Origin of the sequence: Xenorhabdus ehlersii (genome assembly GCF_003610465.1) — a bacterium.
Lineage (GTDB): Bacteria > Pseudomonadota > Gammaproteobacteria > Enterobacterales > Enterobacteriaceae > Xenorhabdus > Xenorhabdus ehlersii.
The window spans coordinates 649,880-672,993 of the sequence record NZ_RAQI01000002.1 but is presented as its reverse complement, the minus strand read 5'-3'; the positions used below and the strand labels follow the sequence as shown (position 1 = coordinate 672,993).

General features: G+C 47.6%; 13 protein-coding genes and 3 pseudogenes. All 16 read right to left on the bottom strand.

All coding sequences use genetic code 11. From position 1 onward, the window contains the following. Positions 1-77 precede the first annotated feature (77 nt). Positions 78-4,943: pseudogene (locus BDE27_RS20610) on the bottom strand (amino acid adenylation domain-containing protein); the annotation flags it as partial. 108 nt (positions 4,944-5,051) lie between these two features. Next, positions 5,052-6,449 (bottom strand): annotated as a pseudogene (locus tag BDE27_RS20605) (non-ribosomal peptide synthetase); the annotation flags it as partial. 168 nt (positions 6,450-6,617) lie between these two features. Continuing rightward, positions 6,618-11,333: pseudogene (locus tag BDE27_RS20600) on the bottom strand (non-ribosomal peptide synthetase); the annotation flags it as partial. A gap of 313 nt (positions 11,334-11,646) precedes the next feature. Then, positions 11,647-12,429, bottom strand: a complete 783-nt coding sequence (fliR, locus tag BDE27_RS09010) for a flagellar biosynthetic protein FliR (protein WP_099131306.1) — start codon at positions 12,427-12,429, stop codon at positions 11,647-11,649. Between the two features lie 2 nt (positions 12,430-12,431). Then, a complete protein-coding gene (gene fliQ / locus BDE27_RS09005) occupies positions 12,432-12,701 on the bottom strand; it encodes a flagellar biosynthesis protein FliQ (protein ID WP_099131305.1) in 270 nt (89 codons plus the stop codon). Between the two features lie 66 nt (positions 12,702-12,767). After that, complete coding sequence (gene fliP / locus BDE27_RS09000) at positions 12,768-13,505, bottom strand: flagellar type III secretion system pore protein FliP (RefSeq protein WP_099131468.1); 738 nt, start codon at positions 13,503-13,505, stop codon at positions 12,768-12,770. A 46-nt stretch (positions 13,506-13,551) separates the two neighbouring features. Further along, positions 13,552-14,049: a flagellar biosynthetic protein FliO gene (gene fliO, locus BDE27_RS08995; protein WP_099131304.1), complete on the bottom strand. Its 498-nt coding sequence runs from the start codon at positions 14,047-14,049 to the stop codon at positions 13,552-13,554. Positions 14,050-14,051: 2 nt separating this feature from the next. Continuing rightward, entirely contained in the window at positions 14,052-14,459 is a 408-nt protein-coding gene (gene fliN, locus BDE27_RS08990) for a flagellar motor switch protein FliN (protein WP_047767905.1), read from the bottom strand. Continuing rightward, positions 14,452-15,459, bottom strand: a complete 1,008-nt coding sequence (gene fliM, locus BDE27_RS08985; protein WP_099131303.1) for a flagellar motor switch protein FliM — start codon at positions 15,457-15,459, stop codon at positions 14,452-14,454. The genes fliN and fliM overlap by 8 nt, the downstream gene beginning before the upstream one ends. A 5-nt stretch (positions 15,460-15,464) precedes the next feature. Further along, entirely contained in the window at positions 15,465-15,941 is a 477-nt protein-coding gene (fliL, locus tag BDE27_RS08980; protein ID WP_099131302.1) for a flagellar basal body-associated protein FliL, read from the bottom strand. Between the two features lie 215 nt (positions 15,942-16,156). Continuing rightward, complete coding sequence (locus BDE27_RS08975; RefSeq protein ID WP_099131301.1) at positions 16,157-17,599, bottom strand: flagellar hook-length control protein FliK; 1,443 nt, start codon at positions 17,597-17,599, stop codon at positions 16,157-16,159. Further along, positions 17,596-18,042: a flagellar export protein FliJ gene (fliJ, locus tag BDE27_RS08970; protein ID WP_099131300.1), complete on the bottom strand. Its 447-nt coding sequence runs from the start codon at positions 18,040-18,042 to the stop codon at positions 17,596-17,598. The genes BDE27_RS08975 and fliJ overlap by 4 nt, the downstream gene beginning before the upstream one ends. Positions 18,043-18,181: 139 nt before the next feature. Further along, entirely contained in the window at positions 18,182-19,546 is a 1,365-nt protein-coding gene (gene fliI, locus BDE27_RS08965; protein WP_099131299.1) for a flagellar protein export ATPase FliI, read from the bottom strand. Next, positions 19,546-20,250, bottom strand: coding sequence for a flagellar assembly protein FliH (gene fliH, locus BDE27_RS08960; protein WP_099131298.1), 705 nt, complete (start codon positions 20,248-20,250; stop codon positions 19,546-19,548). Before fliH ends, fliI begins: the two co-directional genes overlap by 1 nt. Further along, positions 20,243-21,235, bottom strand: coding sequence for a flagellar motor switch protein FliG (fliG, locus tag BDE27_RS08955; RefSeq protein WP_099131297.1), 993 nt, complete (start codon positions 21,233-21,235; stop codon positions 20,243-20,245). The genes fliH and fliG overlap by 8 nt, the downstream gene beginning before the upstream one ends. Next, positions 21,232-22,944: a flagellar basal-body MS-ring/collar protein FliF gene (gene fliF, locus BDE27_RS08950; RefSeq protein ID WP_099131296.1), complete on the bottom strand. Its 1,713-nt coding sequence runs from the start codon at positions 22,942-22,944 to the stop codon at positions 21,232-21,234. Before fliF ends, fliG begins: the two co-directional genes overlap by 4 nt. Positions 22,945-23,114 lie beyond the last annotated feature (170 nt).

Genomic DNA, 23,114 nt, shown 5'->3' with positions numbered 1-23,114 from the left:
ATAGTAGATTGGCCTGATATTGGTGTGTCTTGCGGTAAGTCAGCCTGAATAGCGTTGAAATCGGTCAGTAGCTGCTGGCGTTCTGTGGCAGACAGGGTAGCAATGTTCATGATGGGTTTTTGTGGCTCGGTTTCCAATGTTTTTACCAGATCCGCTAAAGCAGTTGTCATATCAGCAATCAGGCGTGCCGGATCGATTCCTGGTATAGCTTGAGCTGTCAGCAGGAAACCTTTCCCCAAATCATCTACAGCCAGATAGATGGGATAGTTAGTTCTTTCTCGTCCTGTTACCAGACGTATACCTTCCCATAGGGTATTGGCAACATTTGGTTGGCTATGGCGATAATTAAGGAGTGTATTAAAAAGCGGCAGAGGATGTGCTACACCGCTGCAACGTTGAGCTAGCGCCAGTGGTGCCTGTTCATGTTCAAGTAACTGCGTCAAATTGCGGTAAGCTGCTTGCACAGTTTCTTGTGTGCTGTTCCCCGCAAGCGTGATCCGCACGGGCAGGGTGTTGATAAACAGTCCCAGAATTCGCTCAATATCGGCACTTCCTTGCATACGTCCTGACAAGACTGTGCCGAAGATGACATCATCTCGCCCACTTATTTTTGCCAGAACTTGTGCCAAGGCGACATGAAACAAGACTCCGGGACTAACTCCTTGACGGCGTGCCTGTTTGCGAATAGCACGGGTTAGTGTTGCATTAAGTGGCTTGATGATCTCAGTGACAGGTCTGTTTCCACTGTGAACATCTAATATGCCGAAAGGCGTAGTTGGTGTATCCACATCAGCGAGTATTTTCCGGAAATAGGCTTCGTGATCTGGCATCGGCACACGCAGGGATTGGGCGATAAAATGGCGGTACGGTAAGATAGACGGTAATTTTTCAGTACGATGATGCAGGAGTTCATTGATTTCAGCAATGATGATATTCAGCGATATATGGTCATTGAGGATATGGTGGCAACACAACGCTAACAACCACTCGCCCTGATTCGGATCATGCGTGATATCAGCAGAGAATAGCGGAGCCTGGCTGATATCGAGGCGGTGTTGGTATGGATCTGTCTGTGCCAACAATTGAGACGGAACGTCCTTATCGTTATCTGGCACAAAGGTTTTGATACACAGAGGTGCCTGGCGCCAAACAACTTGTACTGGCTGTGTTAAACCCTGCCAGCAGATGGCAGTGCGTAGAATATCGTGACGATTAATAACCTGTTGTAAAGCAGCCAGAAAAGCATCAAGACGCTCGCGGGTGTTGAAAGCAAGCAAGAGGTGCAACAGATAAACATCTCCTTGTGTTTGTAGCAGATGATGGAACAGCATACCTTCCTGTAATGGCGCAAGTGGGTAGATATCCTGAATATTGTTGGCATCATTAGGAACGGTATCAGCGATAGTCTCAATCTCGTGCTGTGTCAGAGAAACCAGCGGCAGCATATCGGGAGTAATGGTGGAGCAACCATCGGGGATGAGATTGGGCGGAGCGGTAAGCGAGGATTCATCATCTTGAATTTCCTGCATTACTTTCGCCATTTTCGCCAGTGTTGGTGTGGAAAATACAGTACGAACATCAAGGTGCCAACCTCGGTTGCGTAGCCGCTCAATCAGGTTGACAACCATCAGGGAATGACCACCGAGTTCAAAGAAATGATCATAACGCCCAACCTTTTCCAGCCCTAATAATGCTTGCCAAATCTCAGCCAGGGCAATTTCCATTTCACCGAGCGGCTCTTCATAAGTATGGGTTGCAATGGATGTTTGATCTGGCATCGGTAGTGCCTGGCGGTTAATCTTGCCATTAGGCGCCAACGGAAAAGCATCTAGTATCACAAATGCGCTGGGCAGCATATAGTCGGCGAGATGTTGTGCCAGTTGCTGACGCAGTTCTGTCGGTCCCAGTTTCATATTCGGTTCGGCGATCAGATAAGCAATCAGGCGCTTATCACCCAGTTTATCTTCACGGGCAAGCACGATAGCCTCACGCACGCCGGGGCATTGCATCAATCTGGTTTCGATTTCTCCCAGTTCGATACGGAAGCCGCGTAGCTTGACCTGAAAATCATTGCGGCCAAGATACTCGATATTGCCGTCAGATCGCCAGCGAGCCAAATCTCCGGTCTTATACATGCGAGCGTTGGAATGTTCGCTAAAGGGATCGACAACAAATTTCTCTGCTGTCAGCTCTGGTCGGTTGGAATAACCACGGGCGACCCCCATTCCGCCGATATAGATTTCGCCACTCACGCCGATAGGAACCGGTTGACCAAGTGAGTCCAAAATATAGATACGTGTATTGGACAGTGGCCGGCCAATCGGAATATTATTGGTGATGGACGGAATATGTTTGTTATCTATCACCATTGCTTTATCTATCAGCATAGCCGTAGCCGTGATGGTAATTTCTGTCGGGCCATAAGCGTTAAACCAGCGGCAGGATTGGGTTTCCGGGTACGACAGCCAATCCATTAAATAGCGGTGTTCCACTTTATCTCCCCCAACAATAACGGTGCGTATATAGGGGCTGAAACCGACACGTCTAGCCTTCATTTCTTGCGCCCAATGGTGCCAGAAAGCAGTCGGTATATTAATGATTGTCACTTTCTGTTCACGTAAAAAATCAACAAACGTGCTATTCGGTATTTTGATATGAGGTGGGCGCAGAACCAGCGTGGCACCCGATGCCAGAGTAGGGAAAATATCTGACACTGAAATATCAAATGCGAAGGTCACAAATTGCAGAATACGATCCCCCAAGGCAGGTTCACTGATCTGGCAATGAGCATGGATAAGGCTGACAACATTGCGATGTTCCAGCATGACGCCTTTGGGGTTTCCGGTTGAACCTGAGGTGTAGATGATATAGGCCAAATGATGCGGCTGAACGCCTGTTTGCCTGCTGTCAGGATTATATTTAGGCTGTTTTTGCAGGTTATCTTGATGAATTTCATCGTCCAACAACCAGATTGGAATATCTTGTATTGGTAAGCGTGTGTGTAAATGTTTCTGGGTCAGCAATATGGCAGGATTGCAGTCTGATAACTGATAAATCAGCCGTTCGGCAGGATATTCTGGATCAAGCGGGATATAACCGGCACCTGCTTTTAAGATCCCGAATAGACCAACGATCATATCCAAACCCCGTTCAACCTGAATTGCTACGCGGTCATCAGGGCGTACACCAAAAGCAATCAAACTATGTGCCAGTTGGTTGGCTCGGCAGTTCAGTTCGTCATAATTCAAGGATTGTTCTTCAAAGATCACCGCCGTAGCATTTGGTGTGCGTTGTACCTGAGCTTCGAACAATTGGTGAATCAACGTATTATGCGGAAAGTCAGCTTGAGGGGCATTGAAATCAACCAATAATTGCTGGCGTTCTGTAACGGGCAACATCGGCAGGCGAGCAATAGCCTGTGTTTCATCGGTTGTCATGGCAGTCAGTACATTGGTGAGATAACTTACCATGCGTTCAACTGTCGTCCGGTCGAATAGACTTGATGCATATTCCAGATAGCCACTGAGACCACTCTGGCTTTCGGTCAGTGACAGTGTCAGGTCGAAGTACGCGCTGTGGTGGGGCGGCGCCATCAACGAGACTGATAAATCGGGTAATTCAAGGGATTGAGTGGGCGTATTGTTCAGGGCCAGCATAACCTGAAAAATCGGATTGTAACCCAAGCTGCGTTCAGGTTTTAGGGCTTCCACCAATTGTTCAAAAGGCAGGTCTTGATGTGCATAAGCTGCCAGCGTCTGTTCACGAACATAAGTAAGCAGATTTGCCACCGAGTTGCACTGTTCCAGTTTGATGCGTAAAGGTAAGGTGTTGACAAAAAAGCCGATCAAACCCTCAAGTTCACTTAATGAACGGTTGGCAACAGGAGTGCCAATGACAATATCATCTTGTCCGCTCAAACGGGCAAGCACGATGCTCCAGGCTGTAAGCAAAGTCATAAATAATGTTGCATCCTGCCGTTGTCCGAGCGCTTTGAGAGCCGACAATAAATCAGCATTCAGGTGAACGGGCACATGAGCGCCTGTATAACTTTGTTCTGGCGGACGTGGGTAATCAATAGGGAGAGCCAGTAATGTTGGTGCGTTTTCCAGTTGTTTCTGCCAGAAATCCCGTTGTGCAGTGAGAACCTCACCTTGCAGCCATTTCTGTTGCCAGACGGCATAGTCCGCATACTGGATGGGAAGGTGGGGTAAAGGATCGCTACATTTCCCTTGTGCAATACGGTAGAGGGCACTCAGCTCGCGGAGCAATATTCCTACTGACCAGCCATCGGTGATGATGTGATGCTGGGTAAGGATCAGCACATGTTCTTCATCAGACAGTTGTAATAATTGACCTCGAATCATTGACTCATTAGCGAAATCGAATGGGGTTTGTGTTTCAAGTTCCGCGAATTCGTTAATACGGGCCATGTGGGAAGTTTTGTCTAATTTGCGCAGATCCCGATAGGTCAGAGAAAAAGCCGTATCTGCACTATCGATGTGTTGGTAAGGTTGTTCATCAATCAGGATAAAACGGGTGCGCAAACTTTCATGTCGGCTGACGAGATGATCAAGCGCAGCTGTAAGTGCAGCATGATCGAGATACCCGTTAAGATGCAGGATTATCGGGATATTATAGGCCAGATTGGCTTTGGTATTGAGTTGAGCAAGGAACCACAAGCGTTGTTGGGAGAAGGAGAGTGGCAGTGGTTGATTGCGATTGGTAGCGGGAATAACGACTTGGGTTGTCATAGGCGTGTCGATGAGCAAGGTAGCTAAATCCACCAGGACAGGATGGGAAAAGAGTTGCTGCAAATGCAATTCTCGCGTCAGTTTCTGGCGTATGCGTGTGGCAAGCTGAATGGCGAGTAAGGAATGCCCGCCGAGTTCAAAGAAATGATCATGACGACCAACTTGTTCCAATGTCAGCAATTCTTGCCAAATCTTGGCCAACGTTGTTTCTATGTTTCCGATGGGCGCTGCATAATTGCGGGTCGCGAGTGCTGTTTGATCTGGCACTGGCAGTGCCTGACGGTTGAGTTTGCCATTGGGTGTTAATGGAAAGGTTTCAAGCGTCACAAAGGCACTGGGTAGCATATACTCAGCGAGGTGTTGTGCCAGTTGCTGGCGTAGTTCTGCTGGTATCAATATCGTATTGGGTTCGGCGAGCAGATAAGCAACCAGGCGCTTTTCATTCGGTGTATCTTCTCGGACAATCACAACCGCTTCTCGCACACCGCGACATTGCGCCAATGTCGTCTCAATTTCGCCGAGTTCGATACGGAAACCACGGATCTTGACCTGAAAATCATTACGACCAAGGTATTCAATATTACCGTCAGGCAACCAACGAGCCAGATCACCACTTTTATATAGGTGGGCATCAGGATCTGAAGAAAAAGGATCAGCAAGGAAGCGTGCTGCGGTTAGTTCTGGAAGATTCAGATAACCGCGGGCAACCCCGATTCCGCCAATGTAAAGCTCCCCTGTAACACCGATTGGCACGGGTTTTTTGTGACTATCAAGCAGATAAATTTGAATATTGGCTATGGGTTTCCCAATCGGTACTCGTCCGATATAACGGTCAGGCACGCATTGCCAAGCGGTGACATGAATTGCAGCTTCAGTTGGGCCATATAGGTTATGTAACTGACAGTGCGCAAAATGGGACAGACATTTCTGCTGCAAGACATAAGGAAACTCTTCACCACTGCATAAAATATGGCGTAAAGAAGGGCAACATCCGGCAGGAATGGCGTGGACAAATTGCTGTAGCATGGCAGGCACGAAATAGATAATAGTAATCTGGCGTTTTTCTATCTCAGACAGTAAATAGTGTGGATCTTTATGACCATCGGGGCGAGCCAAAATTAATTGTGCTCCAAACATCAGGGGTGGGAATAGCTCCCAAACGGAAACATCAAAACTAAAAGGTGTTTTCTGTAAGACCCGATCCTGCGGGGTTAGTTGATAAGCCTTTTGTGACCAAAGCAGACCATTCACGACACCACGATGTTCATTCATTACCCCTTTGGGCAAGCCTGTTGAACCAGAGGTATAAATCACATAAGCCAGATGGCGTGAGGTTAGGCCAAGCACTTTGGGATCTGGGTTATTGATTGGCATGTTTGCTGTAAAGAATGCAAGATTATTGAGATCCACAATGGGTACGTTGGGCAGTCGATTGATTAACGTTGTTTGGGTGAATAAAGTCTGGGTGAGCAAGGCAACGGGAGCTGCATCTTCAAGTATATAAGCCAGTCGTTCGGCTGGATAGCCTGGATCAAGCGGGACATAGGCACCGCCGGCCTTAAGGATAGCGAGTAATCCCACCATCATGGCCGGACTGCGTTCAGAACAAATTGCCACCCGATCATCAGGGCGGATACCTAAGGTAATCAGATAATGCGCTAAGCAATTGGCTTGACGGTTCAATTCAACATAACTCAACGATTGCTCTTCAAAGATGACAGCAATTGCATCGGGGTTTTGCTGTACTTGCTTTTCAAACAGTTGGTGAATAAACGTGTCTTGTGGGAGGTCAGTGGCTGTATTTTGGGAGAATATAGCGTCTTGAGAAGATTGGAGCGCATTGAAATCCACCAGCAGTTGTTGGCGCTCCACAACGGGTAAAATAGAAATAGTCAAAATTGGCTGGTGGGGTGAGGTTTCTAGCGCTTCGGTCAGCCCCGTCAGGGCAGTAGTCATATAGCCGATCAGACGAATTGGATCGATGCCCGATACGGTTTGGGCAACTAAACTAAACCCATCACCCCAATCATCAACAAACAAACCGATAGGATAATTGACTCTCTCTTCTTGCATCAGCAGACGCACACTTTCCCATTTAGCAAAAGTGGTATCCGCCTGGCTATGACGATAATTGAGTAGTGTATTAAAGAGTGGCAAAGGAGGGATCACGTTACTGCAATGTTGAGCCAGCGTCAGCGTTGCTTGTTCGTGTTCCAGCAACTTCATCAAATTGAGGTAGGTCTCTTGAACGGTTGCCTGTGCGCTATTATCTGTAAGCCTGATCCGAATGGGCAGGGTATTGATAAGCAGCCCCATAACGTGATCAATGCCGGTACTGCCCTGCATACGTCCCAGCAATACCGTACCGAAGACGACATCGTCGCGCCCACTGGTTTTTGCCAGCACCAGTGCTAAAGCAACATGAAACAATATACTGGGACTGACCCCCTGACGTCGGGCTTGTGTGCGGATGGCCTTGGACAATGTCACATCCAGTGGCTGTTTAGCCTCTGATATCTGCTTATCCTCACTGTGAATATCCAGTATCCCGAAAGGCGCTGTTGGTGCATCGATATCAGAGAGTACCTGACGGAAATAGGCTTCATGATCTGAAGTCGGCAAATACAGGGATTGAGCGACAAAGTTACGATAAGGCAATGTTGGGGGTAATTTGTCAGTATGACGGTTGTCAAGATAACTATTCTTGGTATGGTCAGGTAATAATGCATCAATTTCATCAATGATACGTTCCAGTGTGACATGATCACAGATTAAATGATGGATGCACAAAACCAGTAACCACTCATCCTGATGCGGGTCATAGGTTATGTCAGCGGAGAATAGTGGTGCCTGACTCACATCAAGACGGTACTGGTGGGGATTGGTGTGCGCCAGTAATTGGGAGGAGATATCCTGTTCGCCATTGGGTAAGAATGTATTAACGGTCAAAGATGCCTGTCGCCAGACGACTTGCACTGGTTGTGCCAATCCCTGCCAGCAGATTGAAGTGTGCAAAATATCGTGACGGTTAATAACCTGTTGTAAGGTTGCCAGAAAGGTATCGAGCCGTTCGCGGGTGTCGAAGGCAAGTAAATTGCGTAACAGATAAGTATCGCCCTGTTTCTGCAACAGATGATGGAACAAAATACCTTCCTGTAGCGGTGCGAGAGGGTAGATATCTTGGATATTGGCTGCCCCACCAGGAAGAGTTGCGGCGATGGCATTAATCTCGTGTTGGGATAGGGAAACTAGCGTCAACATATCTGGGGTAATGGCAGTACAGCCTTCAGGGATGAGATTGGGCGGTACAGTGAATACCGTTGTCTTTTCTTGCTCTGTATTTCCTTGAACGGTATTTTTTTGAACCGACAGTAGCGTTTTTGCCATCTCTTTCAATACGGGTTTAGTGAATATAACCTGAATGTCAATAGACCAGCCCAATTCACGTAGTTGTTCGATCAGGCTAACGGCTATCAGCGAGTGCCCGCCAAGCTCGAAAAAGTGATCGCAGCGGCTGACATATTTCACTCCGAGCAACATTTGCCAAATTTGACTCAGGATGGTTTCTGTTTCTCCTCTGGGGGCTTGGTAACTGCGTGTGACGATTGCCGTATGATCGGGTTTGGGAAGAGCCTGACGGTCAAGTTTGCCATTAGGTGTGAGTGGGAAAGCGTCGAGTGTTACGAAGGCACTGGGTATCATGTATTCTGCAAGGTGTTGTGCGAGTTGTTGCCGTAATGCCATTGGTTCCAGTTCAGTATCTGTCTTCGGTAGCAAGTAGGCGACCAGCTGTTTTGATGCGGGACTGTTTTCACAGGGCAGTACCACGGCTTCACGTATGCCGTGGCATTGCCGTAGCCTTGCTTCGATCTCTCCTAGCTCAATGCGGAAACCACGCAGTTTGATTTGGAAATCATTACGGCCGAGATATTCAATGTTGCCATCGGGCAGCCAACGTCCCAGATCGCCGGTTTTGTACATACGAGCATTTGGATTCTGGGAAAACGGATCGGCAAGGAAGCGTTCGGCAGTGAGTTCGGGACGGTTCAGGTAACCGCGGGCAACACCGACCCCAGCGATATGAATTTCTCCCACGACTCCTCGCGGGACGGGTTGACCGTGCATGTCAAGGATATAGATCTGGGTATTGGCGATGGGACGGCCAATCGGTGGGGCATTGTCTTCCTGACTTTCACATCGGCAAAGAGTAGCACACACTGTGGATTCTGTCGGGCCATATGCATTGATCATCTGCCGTCCTTGTGCCCAGCGTTTGGTCAGCGTAGGTGGACATGCTTCCCCTCCCACCAATAAGGTTTGCAGGGTTGCCGGAAGTGTGTCCATGCTTGCCAGAGCAGTGGGGGACAAGAGGGTGTGAGTAATGGCGTGAGTCTCTAAATAGTGAGACAAGGTTGTTCCCGGCAGCAGGCTCTCCCGCCTGGCAAGGTAAAGGCGAGCACCTGCCAATAGCGCCATGCAGCATTCCCAAATACAGGCATCGAAACTGTTTGAGGCAAATTGCAAGATCCGATTGTTTGGAGTGATGGCTAGCATGTCTTGCTGGGTGGTAATCAAGTTACACAAACTGCGATGTTCTATCATGACCCCTTTGGGCTGTCCGGTGGAGCCGGAAGTATAGATAACATAAGCCAGATGACGGGAGGTCAGCCCCAATGCTTGGATCTCTGGGTTTTCTTCCGATTTTTCATTCAAAACAGAATAGTCTGGAATATCCAGCAGAATGGTTGGCAGGTGACGGTTCCCTATTTTTGTCATCGTTGTTTGAGTAACCAGCGCCACGGGGGCTGAGTCATTGAGCATATATGCCAGCCGCGTGGTTGGATAAGTCGGATCAAGGGGAACGAAAGCGCCACCGGCCTTGAGAATAGCTAATAAACCGACCACCATTTCCAGACTACGCTCAATACAAATTGCCACCCGATCATCAGGACGCACGCCGAGAGCAATCAGTTGATACGCCAGACGGTTGGCGCGTTTGTTCAATTCATCGTAGCTCAGCGATTGCTCTTCAAAGACCACGGCAATGGCATCTGGTGTGCGCCGCACTTGTGCTTCGAACAGTTGATGAATCAGAGTATCTTGCGGGAACTCGGCTTGGGTGGTATTGAAATCCATCAATACCTGTTGGCGTTCAATATCGGGCAGGATTGGCAGATTGACTATTTTTGTCTGCGTAAGAGAGGGCATCTCCAGAGAAGTGAGAGCGGCGTCAAGCAGGACAGCAAGACGGGAGCGGAGCGCCATAACTTCTGTGATACTCAGATAATCAGGAGAAAAATAGAATTCAATGGAAATCGGGGAATGAGTATCTTCAGGACAGGCGGTATTTATGTATTGCTTCATTCTGATACAAAGAGGATAGGGAATACCAGAATGTAGCTCTAACTGTTTGACGTTGACGTTTTCTCCTTCCATATGCAAATTGGCTTTAAACGGTTCGAGAGATAAAGTCACGTCAAATAATCGCGCATTTCCGCTTTGTTGCCGCGAGTGTATTTGTCGGTTGAGTTCTGCGATGGGAAAATGTTGATGCTCATGGCAAAGACTCATTTCAGTTGCGGCTTTGCGCATGACATCACGAAACGTATCTTCCGGTGAAAGGGTGATACCAATAGGGAGCACGGATGCGAACATTCCCATCGTGGACTTTTGTCGCGTATTTTTGCGGTTGTGCACGGGAACACCAATGACAATTTCATTGACACCTGTTGTTCGGGTGAAATAGCAGGTCAGGATGGCATACATGAAATGCAGGAAGGGTAATCCCTGTCCGCCAGCCACTTTCTCGATACGTTTAAAAAGAGCCTGATCGATTGACCAAATGACAGGCTGAGGAGCAGCGGGTTTGGTTTGTTTATGGTTTGTCGTGTTATTGCCATTGACAGGCTGGAGCAAGGGAGGAGGCAGGTTTTCATAGCGTTTCAACCAAAATTGCCTGTCGTGTGAGTAGTGTTCGGAAGCAAGATAATTGAGGTTATCCGTAATAAAATCCAGATAAGAGTGAGCGGAGTTGTTCAGGGTTTCTCCTTTCATCAGGCGGTTATAGGCATCAATAACCTTGTTGATGAGTAGGAACATCCCTGTGCCATCAATGACCAAATGATGACAGCAAAATTGCCAGTACCGACAGGTATTGCTGACTCGCAATAATGTGGTGCGCCACAGGGTCTCACTCAGGTGAAATGGGCGCATGAACTCGGCATCCATGTATTGTTTTACTCTGGTTTCAGCATCTGGACGGGATGAAAAATCTTGTATATCCAGGGTGATAGGGAGAGAGTGAACAACTTTTTGGCTGGGTAAAGCGTGGGTGTTGATAAACTGCAAACGCAGAGTGTCATGACAATCAACAACAGATTCAAAGGCACGGGCAAATAATGTTTCCTTCAATTCTCCTTCAATGCAGATAAAAATGCTGAGGTTGTAGTTAGAAGAATGGGGATGAATAGCCTGATCAAACCAGATGGCTTGCTGGGGAGAACTAAGAGGATAGGTAGGAGAAGAGAGAGAGTTGTTATTACAAATTACTGAGGAAGTTTGTGAAGAGTTGTTATGTAACATTTTCATTTCTCCTTTGTAATTATTTGGTTTTAATTTGTTGCGTCCATCTGAAAATAAAATAAATACTGCCGATAACTGTTTTTTCGTGAAAATGAACTAGCTATAGGTTATTTGTCGAATTTTTATGCTAAATACATACTTGATAGTAACATTACAAAATTAAATTAACTAAAATAAATACTCTATGTCGATATTTTTTGTTGTAAAAGTGTTAATTTTAGATGCGGGTACTATGGTGGATGGTTGAAGAGGAATATCAGGACAAGATGGAAGTTATCCCGCCAGATTGGCGGGTTGATCAGAAAAATAACAGCTACAGTACCAGTTCATGAATGATTATCGCCAAATGGTCAAACATTTCTCCAAATAACCGCTCAGTGAATGGCACCAATGTTGGAAATAACAGGGAAAGCGTGAAAATCCCTACAGTCAGAGTCAACGGAAAACCGACCACAAATACAGAAAGTTGTGGTGTCATGCGGTTTAACATGCCCAGGGAGAAGTTCAAAACCAAAAGTAGGGTAATCATTGGCATTGCCAGCATCATGCCATTGATAAAAATTAGACTGGCACTTTGGGATAGCAACAGAAAACCCTTTGGATTCAATTGGGCTGATTGAACGGGAATGGAATAAAACGTATCTGCCAGAATTGATAATAGCCATAAATGTCCATCAAGAGCCAGGAACAGCAACATCATCATCATATTGAGGATGCGGGCTAAGATAGGCATATTCGGGCCACCAGTAGGATCAAAAAATGTGGCGAATGAAAGTCCCATTTGTAAGCCGAGTACTTCACCTGCATGCCGCACTACGGCAAAGGCGATTTGCATGGTCAGTCCCAAGGCCATACCAATCAATATTTGTTGTATCAAGACCCAAATTCCGGCAACAGAAAAAATCGGAATTTGCGGGGAGGGGAGAGTTGGAACGAGTAAAGCGGTGATCGCTAAGGCCAGACTAATTTTAACTTTTATCGGTATCTGCTTTTCACTGAAAATGGGGGCTGTGCTGAACAAGGCCAACAGACGCACCAATGGCCAGAAAAAATCGCTGACGAGGCGGGAAAGTGTTTCGCTATCAAACGGGATCATAATTAACCGATAATAGTCGGAATACTGCTAAACAGCGTGCGCATGTAATCCAGCAATAAATTTAGCATCCATGGTCCGGCAGTGACGATAGTCACGAAGACGGCCAGGATTTTCGGAATAAACGATAAGGTCATCTCGTTTACCTGAGTTGCCGCCTGTAATAAGCTGATGATCAAGCCACTGATTAAGGCAGATAAAAGGGGGGGGGCAGCCAGTGCTAACGCCACTTTCATTGCTTCAACACCGAGGGCCATTACCGATTCTGGAGTCATAATTTTCTCAAACCGCTTTTTGCTCTTTATTCCAATAAGATTTCACGCTAGACATAACACTATTGATTAAACATAAAAACTCTGTGCCAGTGAACCAAGCAAGAGTTGCCAGCCATCTACCAAAACAAACAGCATAAGTTTGAACGGCAGTGAGATAGTAGCTGGTGGAACCATCATCATCCCCAACGCCATCAAGACACTGGCAACAACCAGATCGATGATCAAGAACGGAATGAAGAGGGTAAAGCCAATTTGGAATGCGGTTTTCAATTCACTGGTAATAAACGCGGGAACGAGCACGCGCATTGGAACAGCATCCGCCGTTTCAAATGCGCCCTGATCGGCAAGACGGGCAAACAGTGCCAGATCATTTTCCCGTGTCTGACGTAACATAAATTGGCGTAAAGGTTTGGCTCCCTGATCCAGTGCGACTTCCAGTGTGATTTTATCCTCACTGTAGGGTAGGTAAGCGTTTTGGTAAACTTTGTCAAATACTGGCGCCATAATGAAAAAAGTCATAAACAACGCCAAACCCAACATAACCTGATTAGGCGGGGCAGAAGGCGTTCCCAGCGCATTGCGCAGCAAACCAAGTACAATGATGATGCGGGTAAAACTGGTCATCATTAGCAGAGCAGCAGGGATGAACCCCAGTGCCGTGATGAAAATCAGGGTTTGGACTGGCAATGACCAACTTTGTCCGCCATTGGCTAAGGGCTGGCTGATGATACCAGGAAACTCGGCTGCCGCGTTCATGGGGAACAGTGGCAGCAGGAGCGCCATAAACAGAGCCGTCAAACGCATTGGATAAAGCCGCGAGACAAATTTTTTGCCTGTCATAAAAAAAACGCTATTTTTCATCATCGTCCTTGTCATTTTTGCTGTTTCGCTGGAGTGTATTTTTTAGCATCTGACCAAATGGCAGCGACTTGAGCGCGGTCTCCTTGTCCACGTTGTCAGGGGGGGCAGGCATTTGATGCAGCATATTGATCTGGTGGGATGTGACTCCTAAAACTAGCCAGTTATCCTCGACTTCTACCACAACAACCCGTTCTTTCGGCCCAAGGGAACAGCTTGCCTTAACGTTTAGCAAACGATGATTTTTGCTTTTAGCCGGGGAAAAACCCAAACGGCGAACTAGCCATGTTATGAAGAAAATCAGCAATAAAACACCGCCCAGGGCACTGCTGACTTGCATCAGCGTTTGACTGGCTGGCAGGGGATCACTATTGCCTGTCTGTTTGATCATATTCACATGGGCATGGCTGGCGGCCGTGTTAACAGGTGCAGCATCAAGTGCTGCATCCTGTTGAAAAGAGGTATGAACGAAAGGCTGGTTCGCCATCATAGTTAACGACTCAAGCGACGCATACGCTCAGAAGGAGTGATGATATCTGTGATACGGATACCGTATTTATCGGATACGACAACCACTTCTCCCTGCGCGATCAAATAACCATTAATCAGAATATCCAATGGTTCTCCCGCCAGACCATCAAGGGGAACGACTGAGCCTTGTGACAGTCTCAACAGTTGTTTGATGGTCATTTTAGTACGGCCTAGCTCGACAGAAAGCTTGACAGGAATATCCATGATCAAATCAATATCGGAAAGCTGGGCCAACGCATCCTGCGCTTCCAGATTCTCAAATATTGACGCGCCGCCGTCAGAGGTTTGCTGTGCGGCCTGTTGTTCCAGCGCTTCTGCCCACATATCTTCAGTCGAGCTGGTATCTGTAGGTTGTTTAGCATCACTCATTGGGCTTTTCCTCATCCAGAGCAGTTAAAACAGGGTTAATCAGGTGTTCAACACGCAGGGCATATTGCCCGTTTAGTGTTCCATATTGACTGGTGAGCACAGGCACACCATCAACGTGAACGATTAAACGTTCGGGTCTTTCAATCGGTAAGACATCGCCTTTTTTCAATTCAAGGATCTTTGACAGCCGTAAAGGGATATCAACAAAGTTGGCCACCAGTTCTAATTCTGAATGTTGAACTTGCTTCACTAAACTTTCACGCCACTGGCTCTCTTCCTGACGTATATTTTCCACTGGGGGATTGGTCAGGCGCTCGCGCAGAGGCTCGATCATGGCGAATGGAATACAAATATTGAATTCCCCGGTCAATGCACCGATTTCTACTTGAAACGGTGTAGTCACCACGATGTCATTCGGTGAAGTGGTGATATTGGTGAATTTCACCTGCGTTTCGGAACGCACGTATTCCACTTCAAGTTTAAAGATGGAATCCCATGCATCACGATAGGCATCCAGTGCCAGTTTCAGCATCCGATTAATGATCCGCTGTTCGGTATAGGTAAATTCACGACCTTCCACTTTGGTTGGAAAACGGCCATCACCCCCAAACAAGTTATCAACGGCGATATAAACTAAGCTGGGTTCAAAAGCGAATAGCGCCGTTCCCCTCAATGGTTTCAGGTGAACCAGATTGAGGTTGGTTGGCACGGCCAGATTGCGGGCAAATTCGTGGTAAGGCTGAACCTTGATAGCGCCGACCGTAATATCCGGGCTACGGCGTAGCATGTTAAACAGCCCCATTCTGAATTGGCGGGCAAAACGTTCATTGATGATTTCCAGTGACTGCAAACGTTCGCGTACAACACGGCGTTGTGTATTGGGATCGTAAGGGCGAACCTCATTTTCTCGGGACGCAGTTTGTTCTACGTCATCAGCAGAGGCACTGTCACCATTGAGCAGAGCGTCGATCTCTGCTTGTGAAAGAATATTGTCACTCATTGTGATTATCGCAGAATAAACGTGGTGAATAACACATCGGTGACTTCTTGATCGGGTTCACCGGGTATTAGTGTCGGGTGTAGTATCTGTTTGATATCTGTCACCAAATGCTTCTTGCCATCATCTTTTGCCAGATCGGTGGCTTCCTGACGAGATAATAACAGCAACATGCGGCTACGAACTTCTGGCAGATATTCATGGAAGCGCTGACGGGTTTTCTCGTCAGTCAGACGCAATGTGATGCCAACGTAGAGAACACGATCGAAATGCTCTTCGTTGTCGATCAAATTGACGGTAAAAGGCTCCAAGGTCATAAATACGGGGGCATCAATGGCTTTGGTTTTTTCTGTACTGTTATTGGCTGACTGATTCATTACCCACCAGCTATACCCTCCGATGGCAACACCAAGAACAGCAATCAGTACTAACAGTATCATCCAAATTGGATTTGTGCGTTTATGCTCGTAGCTATAATCAGACATGGACAGATAAATTCCTGTTTTCTGTTGCGAATAAGTCTCCGCGCATTCCGTGGCGAAGCCCTTATCCATCAAAATCGAGATCAATTATCCCGCGTCTTTGTTTCGGCAATGGCTGGAACAAACGGGGAAAAAACCATTAACTCACACGTTTGTTATCGACCTGTTTTCGTTTTATTCCGACGTCCCACGAAATTAGGCTAATGTTTAGGTGGTAATTAGGCAAAAATATCAATACCTCCTCTGGCCGAGGTGAGTTGTTGAGGTGTCACCCTGATGGCTGATACAGAGGGGGTTGTGATCCCGGTTGCAGCCACTAAACCAGACTCTTGCGTTTCAGCATGGGAATCAGAATTGCTGTTCGGGTTATTGGCATGGTTATCAGCAAAATACTTTTGTTGACTGTTGCCTTGGGCATCACTATTGACACTGCTTTGTGCCAATTGAATGCCGTTTTCAGCCAATGCATGGCGTAACCCGGGTAATGCCGCTTCCAGAGCCGCACGAACATTCTGATGGGCAGAAACAAAATGCAATTGTGCCTGATTGTCTTCAACACTCATGCGGATGTGCAATGCTCCCAGTTCTTGAGGATGTAAGCGAAGTTCTGCCTGTTGTAGACCGTTACGGTTAAAGAACAGCACATGTTGATTGAGCTGTTGCTGCCACTCTTCGCTGCCAAGATGAGCCTTTAATAAAGGTGTAGTGGTACTGTTAAGCTGAAACTGCTGTCCGGTTGAAAGCAGGGAAGGGGTTGCCAATACCGTAGGTGAGTCAATAGAAGCTGTTTCTGCCGTCGAAGATGGCAATGCAGGCGTTGCCTGAATTGCCATCTGGAGCAGATTTGGATCTTTGCTATTGCCTGAGATTGTCTCTTTGAGAAGAGCCTTGCCAGATTCAACCTTATTATTGGTGGCAAGGTTATTGGTAGCCAGTTTGAGTTGTCCGGCGAGCGGTGCCAATTCAGATTGAAGGCTGACAGAACTCTCTGTCTTATTGTTCAGAGGGAGCGCCACCTGTTTAGCCGAAAGTTGAATGTCTTCACCTTGTTCACCCGCTTTAGACAGTTCAACAAAATTGTTGTCAGTTAATCTGCTATCTTTGGCGTTGCTGACCAACAGTGTATTAGCAGGGCTGTTTTCGCTATCCAGCCAGGCAGTTTCCGGCAATGCATCTTCTGGTGAAGAATTTTCCAGCAATTTATTTTCTAACAATTCATTGCCCATCAAACCCTGTGAGTTTTCAGTAAGAACAGCGGAATTTGTATGAGGAGTCAGCAGCTCAGCAAGCTGGATTGGTATCGTCGCACTTAATGTTTCGGCTGATAAGAGATCTTCATCTTTTAATACAGCAAATTCGGCACTGTTTTCTTGCGGTGCTGTTTCTACCGATGATTTATCCTTGACCATGCTGTTATCTGGCACTGCTGCCAATTGCGGCCAGCTGCTTTCTGCTGTTTTATCAGAGGTGGATTTTTCCTCTTTCAGACTATTTTTATCCACTTGAGTAGTGGGCTTCCGCATAGAGGTTGTTTCTGCATTGAGAAGTTGCCCAAATTGAGAAGAATGGTTACCGATCACGGTATTATTTAAAGTCGGCTGACTTTTATCCGTACCTTTGTCCGTGAATTTTAAATCAGTAGGCAAAAGAGTGAGATTCATTGTTTCATTCTCCGTTGTGCACCGCGTTGTGCGTACTCGTCCATTTGTTTTTGCTCCATGCGATTTTGGTGTAACTTCAAATTATGCTCTGCCCGCTGTTGCAGTGTGTCGAAGGCATTCAGGCGTTGCTGTTTTTCCTGCCATTGTGACATGGCTTGTTCAAGACGCTTTTTCCATTGGTTGAGCTGTAATCTGTGCTGTTCAATTGCCATTTCCAGCGTTCTCATAAACTGCTGGTAATTTTGCCAAGTAGAGCAGGACATACCACTGCTGAGCGTGTCATTCAGACGGGTACGATACTCATCCTGATAATTCATTAACGCCGTGAGTTGTTGCTCCATTTGTTGGTGACTTTGCCGAATCTGCGCAAGTTGCGATGCTGCTTTTTCTGCCGCATCCTGGGCAAGTTCACGCAAAGTCATGAGAGGGGAGTGTTGTTGCATGTATTTCCTCGTATTAATCACCAAACAGACATCAGCGTTACTGAATGACATCAATAGTAAATTTATATCGGCACCGTATTGATAAATGTTATACCCCTTGGCAAAAGTATTTTTTGGTTAAACTCCCATAGGCAAAATATTATGTTGGCAATAATTGTTGAAGCTGAGTGCAGGCTTCATCGTATTCGCTGCGCTCGTCAATGCCTTGTTGCAGGAATTGGGCCATATGAGGATAAAGCTCAATCGCCCTGTCAAGCAGAGGATCACTACCCGCAGCATAGGCACCAACGTTGATCAAATCCCGGTTGCGTTGATAGCTGGAAAGCAACTGTTTGAAATGTTGTACTCGCCGATAATGAGTATTGTCGATCAGCGCGGTCATGGCACGACTGATAGAAGCCTCGATATCAATAGCAGGATAATGACCAGATTCCGCCAGTGAACGTGATAGTACGATATGACCATCCAGGATGGCTCGCGCAGCATCGGCAATTGGATCTTGCTGGTCATCACCTTCTGTCAACACGGTGTAAAATGCAGTAATAGAGCCGCCATCACTGACACCATTACCGGCTCTTTCCACCAGTGCCGGTAACTTGGCAAATACAGAAGGAGGATAACCTTTGGTTGCTGGTGGTTCGCCGATAGCCAGTGCAATTTCACGTTGTGCCATGCTGTAACGGGTCAGAGAATCCATGATCAACAAGACATGTTTGCCTCTGTCTCGGAAATCTTCGGCGATGCGCGTTGCATAAGCGGCGCCTTGCATTCTCAGTAAAGGTGAAACGTCGGCGGGAGCGGCAACGACGACCGAGCGTGATAATCCCTCCGTGCCCAAAATATTTTCGATAAAGTCTTTAACTTCACGACCACGCTCACCAATTAATCCCACAATGATCACATCAGCTTGGGTATAACGAGCCATCATGCCAAGCAGCACACTTTTACCGACGCCGGAACCGGCAAATAATCCCATACGTTGCCCACGTCCCACTGTCAGTAGGGCATTGATGGCACGAACGCCAACGTCCAATACATTGCTGATAGGGGTTCTTTGCAGGGGGTTAAATGGCGTTGTTGTCAAGGGGGCGCGATAACCTGTATCGGGGGCAGGTAAACCATCAAGGGGGCGGCCTGCACCATCCAGAACTCTGCCGAGTAATTCCGCTCCCAGAGGTAATCGGCGTCCGGCGCTCGCATCTTCGCCATAAGAACGGGCATAGACGCGAGCGCCTGGCACAATACCTTCTAATTCTTCCAGTGGCATCAGCAACAGTTTTTCGCCATTGAAGCCGACGACTTCACTTTCAACCTCTTCAATGGCGTTGCCATTCTGGCGCTCGATCAGGCAGGTAGCACCGAGAGGCATATGTAAGCCAGTGGCTTCCAGTACCAAGCCTGTGGCGCGGGTCAGGCGCCCATAGCGACGTACTTTTGGTGTTTTTTCCAGCCGCTTTTCTAATGAATCCAAAGTTGCCAACCAGCGACCCAATCTTGCCGTCATCACAATTCTCCCGGTGCTGCCAGACGACACATTTCATGCCAGCGGGTAGCTAAACTGGCGTCCATATCCCCTTCATCGGCGCTGACTTTACAGCCGCCCGGATGCAGTTTGTTATCCGCAACTAAACGCCAGCCGTGTAGCGCCAAAACTTCCCCCAGTTGCTGCTCAACCAGAGGAATATTTTGTGGATGGATACGCAATTGGGGTTTGCCGCTGAACATAGGTTCTTGCTGGATAAATTCGCGGATCTGATTCAGCAGGGCAGTGCCATCACAAACCGCAGGTTGCCCCAGAATATGATGGGCAGCAGTTAATGCAAGTTGCATCAGGCGGGAAGCAATCACGGTATCCAACCCATCCAGTGAATGGCTAAAGTCCGTTAGCAAGGCTTTCCACTGATCAGTAATAACTTGCTGTTGTTGTTTGGCTTCCTGCAAACCTTGTTCCAATCCGGCTTGGCGGCCTTCCTGAACCCCTTGTTCATAGCCTTGAATCTGGCCTTCTGCAAAGCCCTGCACATGACCAGCCTGACGCGCCTGCTCTTTTAGCTCGTCCAGTATTCTTGCTTGTTCCAGCAGCCGATCTTGTTCGCTTGGCTGCTGTTCCTCATCTATGGGTTCCAGTTTTGCCCGCAGGGTTTCCCACTGAGTCAATTCGCCTGGCTGCCATGGCCGCCAGTTTCCATTATTCGACTTATCAGACATAGGTATCGTCACCACCGTTTAGGATCATTTCGCCACTTTCTGCCAGACGACGAACAACAAGCAGGATGGCTTTCTGTTCGGCTTCCACTTGAGACATCCGTACAGGGCCACGGTTTGCCAAATCATCGCGCATGATTTCAGCAGCACGCTGCGACATATTGTTGAGGAAGTGATCGCGCAATGCCTGATCGCAACCTTTCAATGCCACAAGTAAGGAATCGGTGGAAATCTCTTGCAACAGGCGTTGGATACTGCGATCGTCCACGCTGATAAGATTTTCGAACAGGAACATTTCATCAATAATTTTCTGTGCCAGTTCGTTATCGTAGGAACGAACTGCCTCAATGACACCTTCTTCTTGCTGGCTTTTCATCAAGTTGATGATTTCAGCCGCAGTACGAATACCTCCCATCTTGCTGCGTTTCAGGTTCTGACCATCCAGCAGGTTATTCAGTACTTCCGTCAATTCTGCCAACGCAGATGGTTGTACGCCCCCAAAAGTAGCGATACGCAGCATGACATCGTTACGCAGGCGATCATCAAACAGGGCGAGGATATCAGCAGCCTGACCACGGTTCAGGTGAACCAAAATGGTGGCGATGATCTGCGGATGTTCATCGCGGATCATGTCGGCCGCCATCTGCGGTTCCATAAAGTTGAGGGTTTCGATGCCCGTCGTCGTATCACGGGACTCAAGGATATCCTCAAGCAGGCTGGAAGCCCGTTCTTCGCCCAATGCCTTGATCAGTACATTGCGCAGATAGTCATTTGCGTTGATGCTGAGGGCAGCAAACTGTCCCGCATCTTCTTCAAACTCTGCCAGTACTTCAACCAGTTGCTGGTTAGAGACTTGTTTCATCCCCGCCATCGCGACACTCAGTTGTTGCACTTCTCTGGAATTCAGGTGTTTGAACACCTCGGCCGCCTGATCTTCTCCCAAGGTCATTAACATGACGGCACTTCTTTCTGTTCCGGTCAGGCTCATTGTTCGTTACTCATCCATTGACGGATCACCAGCGCGACGACGCGAGGATCTTTTTCTGCAAGTTCACGCAGACGCTGGCTTTGAAGCTCAACATTGACACGTTGGCGAGCTAGCTTACGGCGCATTTTTTCGTCCAATTCAGCATTGGTTTCTGTTTGCTGTTTCGGCGGGTTCTTTTGCGCTTCCAGCGCAGCTTTTTCTGCGGCACGTTTTTTAGCGATTTGTGGCACGATCATCTTACGCCACAGTAGCCATGCAACCAGTACCAACAGTAACCAACGACTTGCTTCTAACAGTTTCTCCAGCAGGGCAGAGTGCTGCCAGAATGGCAAAGGTTCTATCACTTCGCTGGTGTCATTGAACAGTGTGTTAACCACATTCAGGCTATCGCCACGGTCAGCAGAGAAGCCCATTGCTTCACGAGTCAACCCTTCGATTTGTGATAGCTGTTCTGGTGTCAGCGCTTGTGTTTCAGGGCCATTTTCTCCCTTCACGGTGGCATAGTTGACCACAACTGCAACCGAAAGGCGTTCCACTGCGCCAGCCTGCAATTGTGTATGACGAATGGTGCGATCTACTTCATAGTTAGTGGTTTCGTCATAACGGTTATTGCGGTTGTTGCTTAACATACGCTCGTAACTATTGTTTTTGTTAGCGTTACTGCGCTGTTGGTCAGATTTTTCGTCACCGTTGCCTTTGGCATTTGCGTTCGGTTTTTCGATTGGTGCACTTGGTGCAGCACTTGGCTGATTTGACAACGCCCCTGGCACGCCCCCGACCAATGGTCCGCCGCTTTGCTCGCTGGTGCTGCTCTGTTTAGAACGGATAGCAGCCTGATTCGGTGGCTGGTTAGGTTTATATTCTTCTGCTGTTTCTTCGCGACGAGAGAAGTCAATTTGTGCAGTGACCTGTGCATGCACATTGCCCCGGCCGACCACCGGCGCCAGGATGGTTTCAATCCGATGCTGGAAACGGTTTTCCACTTCCTGTGTATATTTCAACTGAGTGGTATTCAAATCGCGGCTAGTGGCATCACTTTGTGTTAACAGGCGACCGGATTGATCTACAATCGTGACATTGCTTGCGGGTAAGCCGGCAACACTACTTGAAACCATATGCACGATAGCATTAATTTGTCCTTCATCCAGTACACGGCCTTGTAGCAACCCCACAGTTACTGAGGCTGACGGCGATTTTTGTTCACGAACGAACAAAGAAGGCTTAGGCAGAGCCAGATGGACGCGCGCGCTCTGGACTGGGCCGAGCGATTCCACGGTACGAGCCAACTCACCTTCCAGCGCGCGTTGGTAATTTACCTGCTCACTAAACTGGCTGATACCGAATTTTTCTTTATCCAATAGTTCGAAACCCGCGGCTCCCCCTTTGGGCAACCCTTGTTGTGCCAGTTTCAGACGCGTTTCATGCACCTTATCGGTAGGTATCATGAGTGCCGCACCATTCTCGGCAAAACGGTAAGGGATATTCATTTGGGTTAATTGCGTAACAATCTCGCCACCATCCTTATCGCTCAGATTGCTGTAAAGTACCCGATAGTCGGGACTGCGCAACCAGAGAAACAGGGCGACGAAGATAGCGATGGCAGCAGAGCCAGCAACTAATAACGGAACTTTTGGATCAGTTTTTATCCTGCTGATGATAGCGTTGAAGCCTTTATTTTGGTTTTCAACGTCGGTTGTTGCTGCACTCATAGACGATCCTTGCCTTGCTGGTCAACATGAATACTAAAAGCGTGGCGTAACAAAACAGACTCCCCATACGCAAGCGAAAAGATTCTTCCTATTATTAATCCCGTCATTATTCGCTGTTCACACCTCTTTTAATGGCACAATAAGCTTCGAATTTTTACTTCAATTACCCG

Bases quoted from the DNA above. Each gene is read 5' to 3' on its own strand.
- fliN (WP_047767905.1), bottom strand. From the start codon at position 14,459: ATGAGTGATGCTAAACAACCTACAGATACCAGCTCGACTGAAGATATG.
- fliO (WP_099131304.1), bottom strand. From the start codon at position 14,049: ATGATGGCGAACCAGCCTTTCGTTCATACCTCTTTTCAACAGGATGCA.
- fliG (WP_099131297.1), bottom strand. From the start codon at position 21,235: ATGAGCCTGACCGGAACAGAAAGAAGTGCCGTCATGTTAATGACCTTG.
- fliL (WP_099131302.1), bottom strand. From the start codon at position 15,941: ATGTCTGATTATAGCTACGAGCATAAACGCACAAATCCAATTTGGATG.
- fliP (WP_099131468.1), bottom strand. From the start codon at position 13,505: ATGCGTTTGACGGCTCTGTTTATGGCGCTCCTGCTGCCACTGTTCCCC.
- fliQ (WP_099131305.1), bottom strand. From the start codon at position 12,701: ATGACTCCAGAATCGGTAATGGCCCTCGGTGTTGAAGCAATGAAAGTG.
- fliM (WP_099131303.1), bottom strand. From the start codon at position 15,459: ATGAGTGACAATATTCTTTCACAAGCAGAGATCGACGCTCTGCTCAAT.
- fliJ (WP_099131300.1), bottom strand. From the start codon at position 18,042: ATGCAACAACACTCCCCTCTCATGACTTTGCGTGAACTTGCCCAGGAT.
- fliI (WP_099131299.1), bottom strand. From the start codon at position 19,546: ATGACGGCAAGATTGGGTCGCTGGTTGGCAACTTTGGATTCATTAGAA.
- fliF (WP_099131296.1), bottom strand. From the start codon at position 22,944: ATGAGTGCAGCAACAACCGACGTTGAAAACCAAAATAAAGGCTTCAAC.
- BDE27_RS08975 (WP_099131301.1), bottom strand. From the start codon at position 17,599: ATGAATCTCACTCTTTTGCCTACTGATTTAAAATTCACGGACAAAGGT.
- fliH (WP_099131298.1), bottom strand. From the start codon at position 20,250: ATGTCTGATAAGTCGAATAATGGAAACTGGCGGCCATGGCAGCCAGGC.
- fliR (WP_099131306.1), bottom strand. From the start codon at position 12,429: ATGATCCCGTTTGATAGCGAAACACTTTCCCGCCTCGTCAGCGATTTT.